We start from the raw sequence: 15,977 nt of genomic DNA, 5'->3' as shown, positions 1-15,977 counted from the left end.
TCCACAGAACATCCTTTCTTTCTACAGGAAAAATGTGGATACCTGTCACTAAATATGTCTAAACATTGAAATTTAGCTAAAAAATTATCCACAGTATCCACAGGTGCCCTGTTGATAAGTGTGAATAAGTAGATAAAGCAAGCTTTTGGCTTGCTTTATCTGTGTATAAATGTTAATTATTAGGAGGAATAATATGGAAAAAATAAGCTTAAAGTGTATATATCCCAATATAATTAAAGTACTTGATGAAATAAACTTATTTAGAATAATTGATAATAACCTAAAAGAATCGATTGTTGTTTATGCTAGTATTGTGGATAGTCAGTATTATATAAATATGACTAATACAAACTTTGGAAATATAATTAACATATGTAAGTTAGAAAAACTTTTAGATGTGGATAAATTTATGGAAAAAGTTATAAAATATGAAAAAGAAATTATAGAGAAAGATGAATTTTCAAAAATAGAAAAGTATTTGTTAAATATTGGAGAACGCTAAAAAAGTTGAAAAAAATACGAATGTTTGATAGAATAAATAAGTAAAGCGTTCGAGAGTATATAAAATATAGAGGTGAATTACATGAAAACAGTTGCAATTGTTGGTTCTCAATGGGGAGATGAAGGTAAAGGTAAAGTTATAGATTATCTTGCTACTCAAGCAGATGTAGTAGTGAGAGGACAAGGTGGAAATAATGCAGGGCATACATTAGTTGTGGAAGGTAAGAAGTATGCATTACATTTAATTCCATCAGGAGTATTAAATCCAAAAACAGTAAATATAATAGGAAATGGTATAGTATTTGACCCTAAAGGATTTTTAGAAGAATTGGAAATGTTTAAAGCGGATAATATAAGTACAGAAAATATAAAAATAAGTGATAGAGCCCATGTCATATTCCCATATCATAAAGAGCTAGATGCATTGTCAGAAGAAGCCAGAGGTGATTTAAAGATAGGTACAACAAAAAAAGGTATTGGACCTTGTTATATGGATAAAACAGAGAGATCTGGAATAAGAATATGTGATTTAATGGATAAAGATAAATTTGCTATAAAGTTAAAAGCTCAGATATATGCTAAAAATGAAATAGTTAAAAATATATATGGAAAAGAAGAATTATTTGATTTTGAAACTATATATAATGAATATATAGGATATGCAGAACAGATAAGAAAATATGTTGCAGATACGTCAGTTATTGTATATGATGCGGTAAGAGCAGGTAAAAAAGTATTATTTGAAGGAGCACAAGGAACTTTATTAGATTTAGATTTAGGAACATATCCATTTGTTACATCGTCTCATCCAACATCTGGTGGATTTGCAATTGGTGCAGGTATAGGGCCAAATATGATAAAAGATGTTGTTGGTATAGTAAAAGCATATACTACAAGAGTTGGAGAGGGACCATTTGTTACAGAACAAATAAATGAAATTGGTGATAAAATAAGAGAACAAGGTCATGAATTTGGAGTAACTACTGGTAGACCAAGAAGATGTGGATGGTTTGATGCAGTTATAGTTAAGTATGCAGCTAGGGTTAATGGTTTAACTAGTATCTCATTTATGTTACTAGATGTTTTAACTGGATTTGATAAGATAAAAGTTTGTACATCTTACAAAATGGGGGATAAAATAATAACAGATTTCCCAGCATCATTAGATGATTTAGCAAAATGTGAACCTATATATGAAGAATTAGACGGATGGAATGAAGATATAACTCAAGTAGATAATTTTGATAATCTTCCAGAAAATGCAAAGAAATATATAGCTAAAATAGAAGAGTTGGTCGGAGTGAGTGTAGACATGGTTTCTGTTGGGCCTAATAGAGCTCAAACAATAATAAGAAAAAATATATTTGCTTAATATTTTATTAAACAATTTAAGTTATGAATAATAAGGAAAGAGTATCTCAAAGTAATGATTATAGTTATTAGAGATACTCTTTTGTGTTAGATTTATATTAAATTTTTATTCAGTTAAAATTATTTATGTATATTCTATGTGTAATTAAAGTTGAATTTCTGTATTATAATTACATATTTTATTTAAAATACTTGTTGAAAATAGGTAGTTCAAGAGGATTTTAATTATATGCTAAAAAAATAAAAAAACTATTGACTAAAAATTGTATAGCAGTTATAATATAACTTGTGAGTGAAAGAAACGACGAAAAAAGTCGAAAAAATGTGGTCTATTAGCTCAGTCGGTAGAGCACCTGACTTTTAATCAGGGTGTCCCGCGTTCGAGTCGCGGATAGATCACCAAATTATGGCTCGTTGGTCAAGAGGTTAAGACACCGCCCTTTCACGGCGGTAACAGGGGTTCAATTCCCCTACGAGTCACCAGTATGGGACTATAGCTCAGCTGGGAGAGCACCTGCCTTACAAGCAGGGGGTCACAGGTTCGAGCCCTGTTAGTCCCACCATTTTTGAATTAGAGATGAATACTAGATTATATGCTGGTGTGGCTCAACGGTAGAGCAGCTGACTTGTAATCAGCAGGTTGTAGGTTCGATTCCTATCACCAGCTCCACAAAGTACATAAATTCAAATTAATATAATTTTCTATGTTACAGGATACTTTTAAGTATCTTTTTTTGATTGAAAAATTAAATTTAATTACAATAAAGTATTAAGTTATTTGTAATGATATAATTTTAAGATTAAAATTTAGAATCTTTTTAGAATAGTATTATATAATCTGATAAGTTTACAATATTGATAAATTACAAGTAATATAAAGAATTAGATGTATTAAAAATACTTTAGAAGTGTACTTATAGCAGAGAGATTAGTTTCTTTAGTATAAGTTTTAAACAGAGAAGCAAGTTTGTTCTTACCTCTCTATTTAAAAATAAAAAAATGTTTTTTAAGGGCTATTTTATTTAAATCTTTCCCATCTCAAATCATCACCAGTAAATTCTAAAATCCTAAATTTGTCTAAAATTCTAGAAAGAGTTCTTTGAGTATAAGTGTTTCCTATTTGGGATGGTGTTAAGTTGGTTGAGATAATAATTTTTTTACCAGTAACTAGTCTTGTGTTTACAATGTTGAAGATTTCTCCACTAGTAAAAGAGTTATTAAGTTCAGTACCAAGGTCATCTATTATTAATAAATCACAATCAAACAAGTTTTTATAATTATCTTCACTTATCTGATTATTTGTGTCTCTTCTAAATTTATAGTCTTCAAGAATATCTAATATTCTAAAAGAAGTTTGATAGATTACAACATTTCCTTTGTCCAATAATTCCTTTGCAATACAATTGCACATATATGTTTTTCCCAGTCCAGTAGAACCATAAAACAGTAAATTTTCATCATTATCTTTCTTGAAATCATGAACAAAATTTTCGCAGATACTTAAATTATTTAGCATATTTTCTCTAGGAGATATTTCTCCATTAGAACCTTTCTTAGGAGAAAATATATTCAAGTTAAAATTCGAAAAATTTTCCTGACTTAAAATCCTATCTAAATTAGACATTTTATAAGCTTCATTTACAATTTCTTGTTTAAGACAAGAGCATTTTTCACCATTAGGTAAAAAACCTTTGTCTTTACAAGAAGCACATTGAAACTTTATTTCTAGATAATCAAGAGGTATGTTATTTTCAACTAAAAGTTCTTCTTTCTTTACCTTTAAAGATTCTATAGTATCTTTAGATTTATTCACAATTTCATCTTTAGACTTAGGATTTAAAAGTACTGTTCTAGCTAAGCTAAGGCCTATTTTAGAAATCTCATCATCTATAGATTTTATTTCCGGAATTCTATTATATACCTCATTTTTTCTATTTTCTAATAAGAGTTCGTTATTATCTCTTTTCTTATCGTATTTAGCAAGTATTTTTCTTATTTTATCTTCATTCATTTAATCACCTACTTAAACTTTTCTTTTTGACTTTTTTTAATAATCTCATCGAGTTCATCAGAGGTATACTGAGTGAATGTTTCGTTGAAATTATGAAACTTAGTTTTCTTGTAAGTATTGTTGTTTTGAGTAGTATTAATCTGCTTCTTATTAATATTCTCCTTAACTATACGTTCTTCCTCTTTTTGCTTTAAATCATTTAAATTTTTTATATTTTTTTCATTCCAATTTTTAACTATACCATTTATATAAGATATACTTGGGTTTGAAATATTTTTAGACTTAGAACAGGCATTTATTATCAAGTCCATATCCATATCAAATTTATCAAACCAACTGTCCATAAGTTCTTTTTCTGACTTTGATGGTTGTCTTGAAAATCCTAACTCATTGAAAATGGTTTTATATAAAATATATCTCTCACTTCTAACTAAAAAGCTGTCTTCAACATCTTTTGGTGTATATAAATTTGAATCATACCAATTCCTGATAATACCCTCAATGTATTTAACTGGTTTTGATGTACCTGTTTTATCTTTGACGTATTCATAAGCACAAAGTATCATATCAGGGCTCATATTGTATTTATTCATTATATCCATAATACTTATTTTTTCACTTGGGTCGAGATATCTGCCAACTATTTTATTTATGGAATTGAACATTTTTCTAATACTTGGATTTTCAGAAGTAGATACAACTTGATCTGTATTAGATTTTATAGATGAATTATTACCTAATATATTCTCAATATAGAAATTTTTTAAATCTAAAAATTCTATTGAATAATTAAAACTATCAAATTCTCCATTGTCATGTATTTTTATAATCTTCTTTTCCTCCCAAAATTTCCAAGCAGATAACACATCAGACAAAGGTATATTTAGGTTTTTGGCTATTGAATTATTGTCGAACTTAGGATTAGAAGTAATATCACATGCTTGTCTATAACCCAAAAGATAAACTTTTACGTATAACCCGTCCGCCATTGGCATAAATATATCTATAAAGATATTGGGAATAGTGATTTCACCTAAATCTATTTCATTGCTTTCTTTGAAAAACATTTTATCACCTCAGATTAAATTATATCATTTTTTATATTATATTTGTCTGTAAACAAATAAAAGGTCACAAGATTAGCATGTAAATATTTTCTAGCAATATTCATTTTGAAAGGGAGGAGATATTTTGGTTATAAAATTCAACCAAAAAGTAAGAAGAACATTATCAGTAGCAATTCTATTTGTGGTATTAATAATAGGTTGCTTTATAGAAAAGGATGACAGTCTAGAAACGTACAAAGAAAAAAACAATTCTAAGATAAATCAATATAATATGGATGTTATATTTGATGATGAAACTAAGAGGCTAATGTGTAATCAGAATGTTGAGTACATAAATAATACAAAATCAAATATGGATAAAGTATATTTTCATATATATCCAAATGCTTTTTCCAAAAAAGATTTTGCTCCTTTTGAAAAAGAGGAAATGACAAGAGCTTATCCTAATGGATTTAATGAAGGATACATAGATATAAAGAATGTATTAAATAAGAATAGTAAAATGGAGTATAAAATTAAAGGGGATAAAAATGATATATTAGAAATAGAATTAGGAAAAGAATTGAAACCAAATGAAAAAATATCATTAGACATAAAATATAATGTAAAAATGCCAAATTCAGTTGGAAGATTTGGATATGGAGAAAATACTATAAATGTTACTAATTGGTTTCCTATAGCTTGTGTTAATGATGAAAGAGGATGGAATTTAAAGAGTTATGAAACAATTGGGGACCCGTTTTATAGTGAAACTAGCGATTTTCATGTGAAACTATTGATTCCAAATAAATATAAAATTGCTCATACAGGAAAACTTATAAATGACAAACATGACAATAAAAAGATGTTATATGAAATAGAAGCTGAAAATGTTAGAGACTTTGCATTTATATTAAGTAGTAAATTTGATGTAAATAAAGTGGATTCAAAAGGAGTAGCTATTAGTACATACAATTTAAATAAAAAACTTTCTAAAAAAGCAACTGAAGTTGCAAAAGACTCAATAGATATATTTAGTGAATTATTTGGCAAATATCCATACAAAGAATACTCTGTTGTAGCAAGTGATTTTTTTATAGGTGGGATGGAATATCCTATGCTTGTTATGATAGACCAAAGTTTATATAATGAAAAAAATGAATTTCTACTTGAATATGTTATTGCTCATGAGACAGCACATCAATGGTGGTATTCTGCTGTTGGAAATGATGAAATAAGTGAACCTTGGTTGGATGAAGCACTTACTGAATATTCTACAATAGTGTATTTTGAACAGAAATATGGTAAAGAAATGGCAAATAAACTTCTAAAGACTATGGAAATACAGACAAAGAGTTATTTGAGTGAGAATATATTTAAGCCAACAAATGAGTATAAAAATTCTACTGAATACAGCTTGAATGTTTATACAAAAGGGGCAATAGCTTTTAATGAAATAAGAAAAGAAGTTGGCGATAAAGTATTCTTTGAGACTTTAAATGAATACTATAATAAATATAAACATAAAAATGCTAATGGAAGAGCTTTTGTAGAGCTATGGAGTAGTAAAGGGGTAGATATAAATAAGATTATAAGTGAATACAAGTAAATTTTGTACAGGGAATGTTTCAAAATAAGAATTTGGAGCATTTCTTTTTTTGTGTAAAAAACAGAAAAAATAGAAATGGAGGTTCTTAAGAACCTCTAATCTACAGTAGTTTTTAATGATAAATACAAATTTTTTTCATCATCATAAATTTGTGAGATTGAATTAGACATCTTCTTCAAAAGTTCAACATTAGCTGTCTGAGATAATTCCCACATATCATTAGCTATTTCGTTCCAATGTTCAGAAACATCAATAAACTTTTGACCTATCACAAATAGTCTCTCATCTTTTATTATTGGAGCAGATTCAATTAAAAACTCGCCATACATCTTGCGGAAAATCCCACCGCCAGTTCCACCATCTTTACTGATTTGAAAATAATTTGTTATCCCAGCCAAGCGTAGTTTGTTTGAGCTAAATTGCTTCCACTTTAGTATTTCTTTTGAAAATTTCATGATTCCATTAATACCCATAAGTTGTGCTGGTGGATCTAGCATTGTATCACAAATTTCTTTTATAGCTTCCTGTAAAATTACCTTATCAATCACTCTGAAACCAGTAAAATCAAATATTAAATATTTATTGTTTGCAGGAAATGGTCTATATACACTACTGCGTGCCTTTTCAATTTCATCGTAATCGACCATATGATAATCTTGAGATATTTGCCCAGAGGGAATTTTTATCGGATAATCATGATTATCTCTATCACTTATCCAAAATTTTCTTGATGTTTCATCATATCCAAATAAAACGACTGCATGACCTCCAAAATGGTTATTTTGGTTCATTCCTAGATATTTCATATAAGGCATATCTACATAAATTAGGACTGGATTATTTGTATCAACCAAATGTTTTGTACTGTCAAAAATCTTAGGATAATTATTCCCAGACTTACATTTAATTTCTATGTTTAATCGTTTGGCAAGTTTATTTTCAAACTCAAATATTTTTGTTCTTCCATTTATCATAGGTGAGGCAGATTGATTTAAATATAGAAATGATATACCTGATGCTAATCCGAATAACATTTCTTCTGACATTGGATAACCATAATAAGTAAAAATTTGTTTCAGCGAATTAGTAATACAGTGTTTCCCGCCTTGTGGAACAAAACTTTCAATTAATTTTTTCATAATTACTCCTTTTCTATTATTTCAAGAGGCAAAATAATTTCAGTTATATAATTAGCAGGATTTCCCCTGAAAATAGCACCAGGCCCTTTGATATATACTTCTCTACTTGGAGTCAAAATTTTCAAGTTATTAGCATTAGCATATTCAAACATAGCCTTATATGCAAGATATAAAGTATCATAGCTACCATAGTGTTTTGTACATATTGCTTTAATTTTAGGTAATACTTTACACTCAATACTTGTATCTGTAATGTGCTTTTTTAGAGGTACACATAATTCTATGTCTGCATTTTTAACATACTCCTCATCAAAATAGCAGTTAAAATGTTTTCCATCTTTATTATTTTTTACTGCTTTATAAAGCAATGGGACATACTTATCAAGGTCGCTATACTTTCCAGTGAATCTGATAGAAGCAACAAGCATTTTTTGAATTTCAATGTTTTCAATTTTGTATTTGTTATTCTCATGCGTAATTTCTAATGAAGATGTACCCATGCTAATTTTCTGAATGAGTTTCTTTTCTCTTGAAATATTCATTTCAATAAATTTAATTTTTTCTTGTAAGATATATACTAAATCATCTTCATTTTTGACAGTTTCAACAACTTCTTTGATTTCTATTATAGAAAAATCTAAAGAGCGTAAATACTTAATAAGCATTGCTTTTTTCAAATTATCATCATCATAGTATCTATACTGATTTTCTTCATTTCTAAATGATGGTTCTAAAATACCTTCTTTATCATAATAGCGTAGAGCTTTTACAGTCAAACCAGATATTTTAGAAAACTGACTTATTCTATACATAATTACCTCCTTCGATTTTAATTGTAAACTATCCTCTGCACTGGAATGTCAAGAAAATTATAACGTATTAAAGATGACTATACAATAAGCTATTTATCTCTCTATTTATATATATAATGTCCTTATGGAATATAGAGTTGATACTCCTATTAATTTATAATGTATTTTTAAAGTAATTTGCTTTATGGTTTGCATATTGAAAATATTATGTATAGTATTTAAATATGTTTGTGCCATTTAATTATTACTTTGGGGCTTAAAAAGAGCATTGTAGGACAAGCCACAATATATGCTAGATGATATCATATTAACTATAAATAAAATAAACTTATTGGAGGAAATGAAATGTCAAGAAAAACAGATATTACTGTGGTTGAACAGAGTGCATATTATGCTTTAGTAATAAGGAAAACAATTAACTTCATGCTTGAATTTCAAGAGTTCTCTGCTCAAGGATATGCCAAAATCATGGACTATATAAAAAGTAAAAATACTTTCGTAGCAGGAGCACCTATTGTCTGCTTTCACAATATGGACTTAGAAAACTTAAATATTGAAATAGGTTTTCCTACTGCAACTAAGATGGAAGGCGTAGATGATATTCAGGGGATAGAAATACCTGCACAAAAGATAGTTACTGCAATTGACCAAGGTGATTATCTTTTACAAGACTCTACATTAGAAGAATTGTTTGCATGGGTACAGAGTAGTCCATATGAAATGCTTGGAGAAATTTATTATCAATACCTAAATACGCCAAATCGCCCAACGAGCGAACTTTTAACCAAAATGATGTTGCCAATTCATTAATACAAGGTAGAGATTATATAGGTGATTGAATAAAAATAGATTGTATATCTTGTGTGCTAAAGTAAAGCAAGTCTGAAGACAGCAAGTTAGAAAAATTTCTAATATTTACCTAAGTGTAAGCCGTATAGAAGGAATATTTCTTTATTAAAAACAGGAGTTGAGCTTAAAATTTGATTAGAAAAAATCAATTTCGAGACAACTCCTGTTTTTTTGGTATAATATAATTTATAAGGCAGAAAAAGAGGTGAAGGAATGCTAAAGTATTGTTCAGTCGGAAGTGGCAGTAGTGGAAATTGCCATTATATAGGATATAAAAATACCAATATACTAGTAGATGCAGGATTAAGTGGAAAGAGAATAACTACAGGTCTTAAAGACATTGATGTAGATGCAGATAAATTAAAAGGAATATTTATAACACATGAGCATGTTGACCACATAAAAGGGGCAGGTATATTATCAAGAAAGTTTGATATACCAATATTTGCTAATATAAAGACATGGTGTTCTATGAAGGATAAGTTAGGAGATGTTAAAGATAAAAATATGAAAGTTTTTGAAAATGATAAAACTTATTCATTAGGAGATATTATAGTTAGACCTTTTTCAATAGAACATGATGCGTCTGACCCAGTTGGATATAATTTCTATACAGAAAGTGATGAAAAGATATCTATAGCTACTGATATAGGATGTATAACTCAAAATATAAAAAAACACCTATATAAATCTAAGCTAGTAGTGTTAGAATCAAATTATGACCCTAATATGCTTATGATGGGGTCATATACATATGCTTTAAAGAAAAGAGTAATGTCAAATACTGGCCATTTATCTAATGAAGATGCAGCTAATTTCTGTGTTGAGCTTATTAATGAAGGGACAGAATCTATATTATTGGCACACTTAAGCAAAGAAAATAATTTTCCAGAATTGGCATATGAGACTTCAAAAGGAGTATTAGCATCAAATGATATAGTAGTTGGACAGGATGTAAAACTAGATGTACTATCACGAAATGATGTTTCTAATGTTTATGAAATGAAGTAGAGGTGAATAACTTTGCTAAAAAGAAATTTCGAAAATGTCGAAGATAATAAAATTTTGTATTCTATAAAGCAAGGAATGATTTTAGCGATACCTGCTATTATGGCTGGTTCAACTGCTCTTGTCATTTTGAATCTTCCAATTGATGCTTATCAAAAGTATTTATCAAGTTTGTTTAATGGAGAAATTACAAATATACTTAACTTTATAAATGATTCTACTTTAGGAATTATTTCATTAATAATATTATTAACAATAAGTTATAGTTATGGGAAAATATATGGGAGCAAGTATACAGTACTTGTTCCTATAGTTGCAATGTGCTCTTTTTTAGTGTTTTCAAGTGGCAATGAACTTAATTATATAGAAGTATTTAAGACCAAGTGGTTATTTACAGCTATTATTGTAGCTATGACATCATCTGTATTGTTTGTAAAACTTACAGAATCTTTTGTCACAAGTGTAAAGTTTCATACAGAGGGAGCAGATGCAGATTTTAATATGGTAGTTTCGGCTATAGTTCCGTTCATAATTGTAGTATTTTTATTTTCTATTTTTAGAGTAATAATGATAAATCTAATTGGAAGTTCAAACTTTCAAGATATATTTTACGATTTATTTTCAAATGTGTTTAGTAAAATGGGAAGAAATCTCATGAGTGCCTTATTATTTATTTTCTTGATGCATTTCATGTGGTTTTTTGGAATTCATGGGAGTAATGTACTAGATACAGTTGCAAAAAGTTTATTTGAAAATAGTATGGCAATTAATATCAATTTAGTTAACAATAATCAATTGCCAACAGAAATTTTTACTAAGACTTTTTTTGATACAATGGTCTTGTTGGGTGGATGCGGTTCTTTGCTATGTCTAGTAATTGCGATTTTTCTTAGTGAAAAACGTATAAATGTAAGAAAGCTAGCCAAAATTGCTTCCATACCAGCTCTTTTTAATATAAATGAGATGTTAGTTTTCGGAATCCCAATTGTTTTTAACCATATTATGTTTGTACCTTTTGTAATTACGCCTATAATCTTAACTATTACAAGTTATATAGCTATGTCTATAGGGTTTGTTCCATGTACAGTTTCTCCTGTAGAATGGACATCACCTATATTTTTAAGTGGCTATATGGCTACAGGCTCTATAAGAGGTAGTATGTTACAATTGTTTAATCTATGTATTGGGGTTATGATTTATATACCATTTATAAAAATGTCGCAAAATAGATATACATACATGTTTAAGAATAATATAGAAAACTTAACAAATTTAATAAAAAGGTATGAATTAACAGGTGAACAGCCAAATCTTTTAAATTACAGTGGTAAAATAGGGTCAATTTCAAAAATGTTGGCTTCAGATTTAAAATTTGCTATGAAAAGAGGAGAGATAGAACTTTTTTATCAACCTCAAGTTAATTATAATGGAAGTGTCGTGGGTGCAGAGGGATTACTTAGATGGAAACATTCAATAGGGGGATTCATTTATCCACCACTAGTTATAATCTTGGCTAAAGAAGAAGGATTTTTAGATGAGCTTGGAGAGTATATTATTAATAAAGCATGTGTTGATTTAAAGAAGAGTGAAAAGCTACTGAGAAATCCTGTTAAATTCTCTGTAAATATATCTCCAGACCAACTTGATGACCCTAAGTTGCCAGAGCAAATAAAAAATATAATTAATGGTAATGATATAAATCCCAATATGCTAGGTATAGAAATCACAGAGCAAGTTGCATTGTCAGGTTCACAAATAATTATTGAACGTATAAATGCGATACATAACTTGGGAGTAAAGTTAATTATGGATGATTTTGGCATGGGGCACAGCTCTCTTATATATCTTCAAAATAATAATTTTGATATAGTTAAATTGGATGGTTCGTTAGTTAAAGAGATACTTACAAATAAAAGAAGCAGTGAAATCATAATGTCTATTGTAAATCTTTCAAAGCATTTGGATTTTGATATAATTGTAGAGTATGTTGAAAATTTAAATCAAAGAGATAAGTTATATGGATTAGGATGTGAAATATATCAAGGATATTATTACAGCAAAGCTGTACCTTTTGAAGAGTTTATAGAGTATGCAAATCAAGAAAGAGTGAGATAATTTTATAAGAGCTTATAGATTATATTAGGATATAAATTTGTAGCAAAATTAAGTTTAGGAGAAACATATGAATATAAGTATAGTTGTGGTAGGTAAAATTAAAGAGAAATATTTAAAATTAGGTATTGATGAGTTTAAAAAAAGACTTTCTAAGTACTGTAAGTTGGAAATTATAGAGTTGGACGATGAGAAAGCTCCAGAGAATTTGAGTGCTAAGGAAATGGAAATTATAAAAGATAAAGAAGGTAAGAAAATTTTAGGGAAGATAAAGCACAATAGTTATGTTATAGCTTTAGCTATTGATGGAAAAAATTTGTCTTCTGAAGAGTTAGCTAAGACGATGAGTGATTTAGCGGTTAGAGGGAATAGTAGTGTCTGTTTTATAATTGGAGGTTCTCTAGGGCTTTCTGATGAGGTTTTAGGAAGAGCTGATTATAAGTTGTCTTTTTCTAGGATGACTTTTCCTCATCAGATGATGAGATTGATATTGTTGGAGCAGATTTATAGAGCATATAGGATAAATAATGGAGAACCGTATCACAAGTAACGGATCAAAATAGCCTTATCCATTGATATATCTTGGTTAAGGCTATTTTCATACATAAAAATACTGTATCATAAGTAATGCAATATAATTGAAAAATATGGTATAGTTGTAATTGATAATGATTAAAGGAGAGAATTTATGGGGGAAAGAAAAGTAATTTCAGATATAAGCAATGAAACTTACTTAGGGATAATTAAAGCAGGATATTCACCAGAGGATATAAAAGAAATGGTAATAGAAGAGTTTAATCAGTTTTTTATGAATAAGCAAGTATTAGAAAGAAATGCAATTGAAGTTTTATTACCAGAATTAATTAACTTAACTAAATTAAAACAATATGAGAAGTATTATCAAGAATTTACTATGTGTCTAGATATGTATAAGAATAGTATGAATATTGATAAAGAAGAGTGTTTTAAAGCATTTGCTAATTGGTCATCAGATATTAATAAAGCAATAAATAAATATTGGATTATATATAATTTGGATAAAGTAAGAGAAAATTTGACTATAGAAGAATATGTAGAAGTTACATTTAAAAAAATTGGTAAATTAATAGAGGGGATTATAAAGCCTTATTCATTTAATATATTAAATAACATATATATAATCAAAGGTAAAAAAGAAAAGGTTAATACATTTGAAAAGAAAGATTTAGGTGCATTCTTTGAAGAAATAATACAGGCTAATATAACAGGGGAACTTTTTAGAATACAATTAGACACTATGAGTGGAATAAAAGAAATAAAACTAAATCAATTAAGAAATATAGTAGCACATGAAAATTATGAGATTGAAGGAGAGATCATAAATTGTTTTATAAAGAACAAGAATGAGATAAAAGACTCATTTAGGATATCTATAGAACAACTAAAAAAATGTTTTGGTGATGTATATTATACATTAGGGTCAATAAAGTTAGCTCATACGATATTTTTTGTTGATAATATTGATGAAATAATTAAGTATAATCCCGATAAATCAAATATAAGAGTAGAACAGTTGATTACCAATGCCTTTTTGGGAATACAATCACAAGGATTTAAAATTATAGATTTTGTAGAAGACAGTATAGAGAGTAAACTAATTCTTGAAGATGCTTTATATGATAATGAAAAGCAAAGAATGATTCACTCATCTCAATTTTTATTTAGACTGTGGGAAATTACTAAAGCTAAAAACAATGTAATAGAATATCTTGATAATACAGGGGAGCTGAAGGCTATATTTCAATTAGATTCAAATGTATGTGAACGTATTAATAATGGAGAATTAGAACCATTAGCTCAAGCAGAAATGATGAAAATAAAGATTATATAAAAAGTTCATCTATCATAGATATGGAGAATACGAAGCTATAATAAATAATGTTATATGGGAAAAAGTACAAATAATCCTAAAAGATAGAAGTGAAACTCACAATAGAGTCTATGGGTAGTGAGTTAATTCTAAGTGGACTAACATAGAACTATTTGAAGATGGAAGACTAACAAAAACTGAGCTGGCAGAAAGAGTAAATAAACTAAATGAAGAGATAGATATTTTGAAGTTTAGACTAGATGAAATAAAGCAAGATGTAATGTTAGAAGAAGGAGAACCAGTACATTTTGAGTTAGTAAGTCAAGTGATGAAGAAGTTTGGACAAGTGTTCAAGGAAAGTAGTACAAGATAACAAAGAAAGCAGTTGTTGAACTTGCTTGTATCGAAGGTAACGATAGATAAGCCAAGAGTAATAGATACTATAGAGCTATAGATAAATGAAGATGTAGTAAGATACTTAGTGAAGGAAAGATAGTCTGAAGAAGATGAAGACCCTTCCTTTTTTCCTGTTCCTATGCTTAATTGTACTTGTTTGAAATTTGTAATACAATGTAAATAGTATAATGGAATGGAGGATTTAAGTGAATAATATAAAAAGCAATATTGAATTTACATTATTAGAGAATGGTCTTGATTTTATTTTATCTTCAACTCAACATATAGATAAAAAAGATAATAATAAGCGTAATATAAAATATAGCATATTACATATGTCATCAGGTATAGAGTTGATTTTTAAGTATAAACTTATGTTAACTGATTGGAAACAAGTTTTTAAAAAAGTTGAGAACGCAGATAAAAAAAACTTTTCACAAGGCAATTTTAATAGCATTGATTCAAAAGAATGTCAAAATAGATTAAAAAAAGTATGCAATGTATGTTTTAGTGAAGAAGAAGAAAATTTACTAAAAAAACTTAGAGAAAAAAGAAATAAATTAGAGCACTTTGCTATTGTAGACTCGTATGAGTCATTGATAGCTTATCTAATGAAAGTTTTCAATCTTATAGTAGAATTTATAATTGATAATTTTGAAAATGACAACTTTAGCATAAATGAAATGGAATTATTAGAAAAAATAAGGCTAAAGATAGGTGAAATTGAAGTATTTGTAGAGCATAGATGGAATGAGATAAAAGAAGAAATTGATTCATACTCAAAATATGGAAGCATTCTACAGTGTCCAAGTTGTTTTCAAGACTCACTAATAACGGATGATGGAACAAAGTGCTTATTTTGTGGATACACAGATGATAGTAACAAAGTGGCAAGTAAATATATAGAGCGAATATTAGGTATAAATGAATATAGAACAGTAAAAGATGGTGGAATATATCCAAAATATGATTGCCCAGAATGTGGTGTTGATTCATTTATAAATGATGAAGTTTTAGAAAAGTGGAAGTGTACAAACTGTGGTATTGAAAATAATGAAGAAGAAGTAGGAATGTGTTGTTATTGTGGAAGTCCTTACGTAATTTCTAATGAAGATGATATCGAGATGTGTAGTGATTGTATTGATTATAGATTTGAAAATGATTAAGTAAACTTTAATAAAGTAAGTGTGCTCCGTTGGAGTTGTAACGGAGAACCGTATAGTGATATAACAGAATAAATAAAGTAAGGTAGATAAGGTAATGAATACCTAATC

Annotated in this window: 14 protein-coding genes and 4 tRNA genes; 14 read left to right on the top strand and 4 right to left on the bottom strand. The window is 28.3% G+C overall.

The features are described from left to right. Nucleotides 1–193: 193 nt before the first annotated feature. The 6 genes from ACTG48_RS20555 to ACTG48_RS20530 all read left to right on the top strand — a co-directional run bounded on the left by ACTG48_RS20555 (nt 194) and on the right by ACTG48_RS20530 (nt 2,542). Nucleotides 194–502: a hypothetical protein gene (locus ACTG48_RS20555; protein WP_479917840.1), complete on the top strand. Its 309-nt coding sequence runs from the start codon at nt 194–196 to the stop codon at nt 500–502. 81 nt (nt 503–583) lie between these two features. Next, nucleotides 584–1,873, top strand: a complete 1,290-nt coding sequence (locus tag ACTG48_RS20550) for an adenylosuccinate synthase (RefSeq protein WP_479917839.1) — start codon at nt 584–586, stop codon at nt 1,871–1,873. A 325-nt stretch (nt 1,874–2,198) separates the two neighbouring features. Beyond that, a tRNA-Lys gene (locus ACTG48_RS20545) sits at nt 2,199–2,274 on the top strand. A gap of 6 nt (nt 2,275–2,280) precedes the next feature. Beyond that, nucleotides 2,281–2,355 (top strand) — tRNA-Glu (locus ACTG48_RS20540). A gap of 4 nt (nt 2,356–2,359) precedes the next feature. Further along, a tRNA-Val gene (locus tag ACTG48_RS20535) sits at nt 2,360–2,435 on the top strand. A 32-nt stretch (nt 2,436–2,467) separates the two neighbouring features. Beyond that, nucleotides 2,468–2,542: transfer RNA gene (locus ACTG48_RS20530), tRNA-Thr, on the top strand. A gap of 348 nt (nt 2,543–2,890) precedes the next feature. Here ACTG48_RS20530 and ACTG48_RS20525 read toward each other — a convergent pair. Continuing rightward, nucleotides 2,891–3,883 (bottom strand): ATP-binding protein, encoded by a 993-nt coding sequence (locus ACTG48_RS20525; RefSeq protein ID WP_479917838.1) that lies wholly within the window; start codon nt 3,881–3,883, stop codon nt 2,891–2,893. A gap of 8 nt (nt 3,884–3,891) precedes the next feature. Then, nucleotides 3,892–4,950, bottom strand: coding sequence for a DnaD domain protein (locus ACTG48_RS20520; RefSeq protein ID WP_021386620.1), 1,059 nt, complete (start codon nt 4,948–4,950; stop codon nt 3,892–3,894). A gap of 124 nt (nt 4,951–5,074) precedes the next feature. Between ACTG48_RS20520 and ACTG48_RS20515 the strand changes: the two genes are divergently transcribed. Continuing rightward, a complete protein-coding gene (locus tag ACTG48_RS20515; RefSeq protein ID WP_479917837.1) occupies nt 5,075–6,538 on the top strand; it encodes a M1 family metallopeptidase in 1,464 nt (487 codons plus the stop codon). Nucleotides 6,539–6,633: 95 nt separating this feature from the next. Here the strand turns inward: ACTG48_RS20515 and ACTG48_RS20510 are convergent, their stop codons facing one another. Both ACTG48_RS20510 and ACTG48_RS20505 read right to left on the bottom strand, forming a co-directional pair. Further along, nucleotides 6,634–7,677, bottom strand: a complete 1,044-nt coding sequence (locus ACTG48_RS20510) for a BtrH N-terminal domain-containing protein (protein WP_479917836.1) — start codon at nt 7,675–7,677, stop codon at nt 6,634–6,636. A gap of 2 nt (nt 7,678–7,679) precedes the next feature. Then, nucleotides 7,680–8,489, bottom strand: coding sequence for a MerR family transcriptional regulator (locus tag ACTG48_RS20505; protein WP_479917835.1), 810 nt, complete (start codon nt 8,487–8,489; stop codon nt 7,680–7,682). Between the two features lie 345 nt (nt 8,490–8,834). On the opposite strand from ACTG48_RS20505, the gene ACTG48_RS20500 reads away from it, so the two are divergent. From ACTG48_RS20500 to ACTG48_RS20470, 7 genes are all read left to right on the top strand, one after another. Further along, nucleotides 8,835–9,299: a GyrI-like domain-containing protein gene (locus tag ACTG48_RS20500; RefSeq protein ID WP_479917834.1), complete on the top strand. Its 465-nt coding sequence runs from the start codon at nt 8,835–8,837 to the stop codon at nt 9,297–9,299. 252 nt (nt 9,300–9,551) lie between these two features. Next, on the top strand, nt 9,552–10,349 hold the full coding sequence (locus ACTG48_RS20495; RefSeq protein ID WP_021386601.1) for an MBL fold metallo-hydrolase: 798 nt from the start codon (nt 9,552–9,554) through the stop codon (nt 10,347–10,349). A gap of 12 nt (nt 10,350–10,361) precedes the next feature. Then, nucleotides 10,362–12,461, top strand: coding sequence for an EAL domain-containing protein (locus tag ACTG48_RS20490; RefSeq protein WP_479917833.1), 2,100 nt, complete (start codon nt 10,362–10,364; stop codon nt 12,459–12,461). A gap of 67 nt (nt 12,462–12,528) precedes the next feature. Then, nucleotides 12,529–13,008, top strand: a complete 480-nt coding sequence (gene rlmH, locus ACTG48_RS20485) for a 23S rRNA (pseudouridine(1915)-N(3))-methyltransferase RlmH (protein ID WP_479917832.1) — start codon at nt 12,529–12,531, stop codon at nt 13,006–13,008. A 138-nt stretch (nt 13,009–13,146) separates the two neighbouring features. Next, the gene (locus ACTG48_RS20480; protein ID WP_479917831.1) at nt 13,147–14,328 is read left to right on the top strand and encodes a hypothetical protein; all 1,182 of its coding nucleotides are present in this window, start codon (nt 13,147–13,149) and stop codon (nt 14,326–14,328) included. Between the two features lie 223 nt (nt 14,329–14,551). Continuing rightward, on the top strand, nt 14,552–14,680 hold the full coding sequence (locus tag ACTG48_RS20475) for a hypothetical protein (protein WP_285891512.1): 129 nt from the start codon (nt 14,552–14,554) through the stop codon (nt 14,678–14,680). Nucleotides 14,681–14,909: 229 nt separating this feature from the next. Continuing rightward, complete coding sequence (locus ACTG48_RS20470) at nt 14,910–15,869, top strand: hypothetical protein (protein WP_479917830.1); 960 nt, start codon at nt 14,910–14,912, stop codon at nt 15,867–15,869. Nucleotides 15,870–15,977 lie beyond the last annotated feature (108 nt).

Source organism: Clostridioides sp. LIBA-6822, from assembly GCF_056688955.1.
This window is presented reverse-complemented; position numbering and strand designations above follow the sequence as displayed.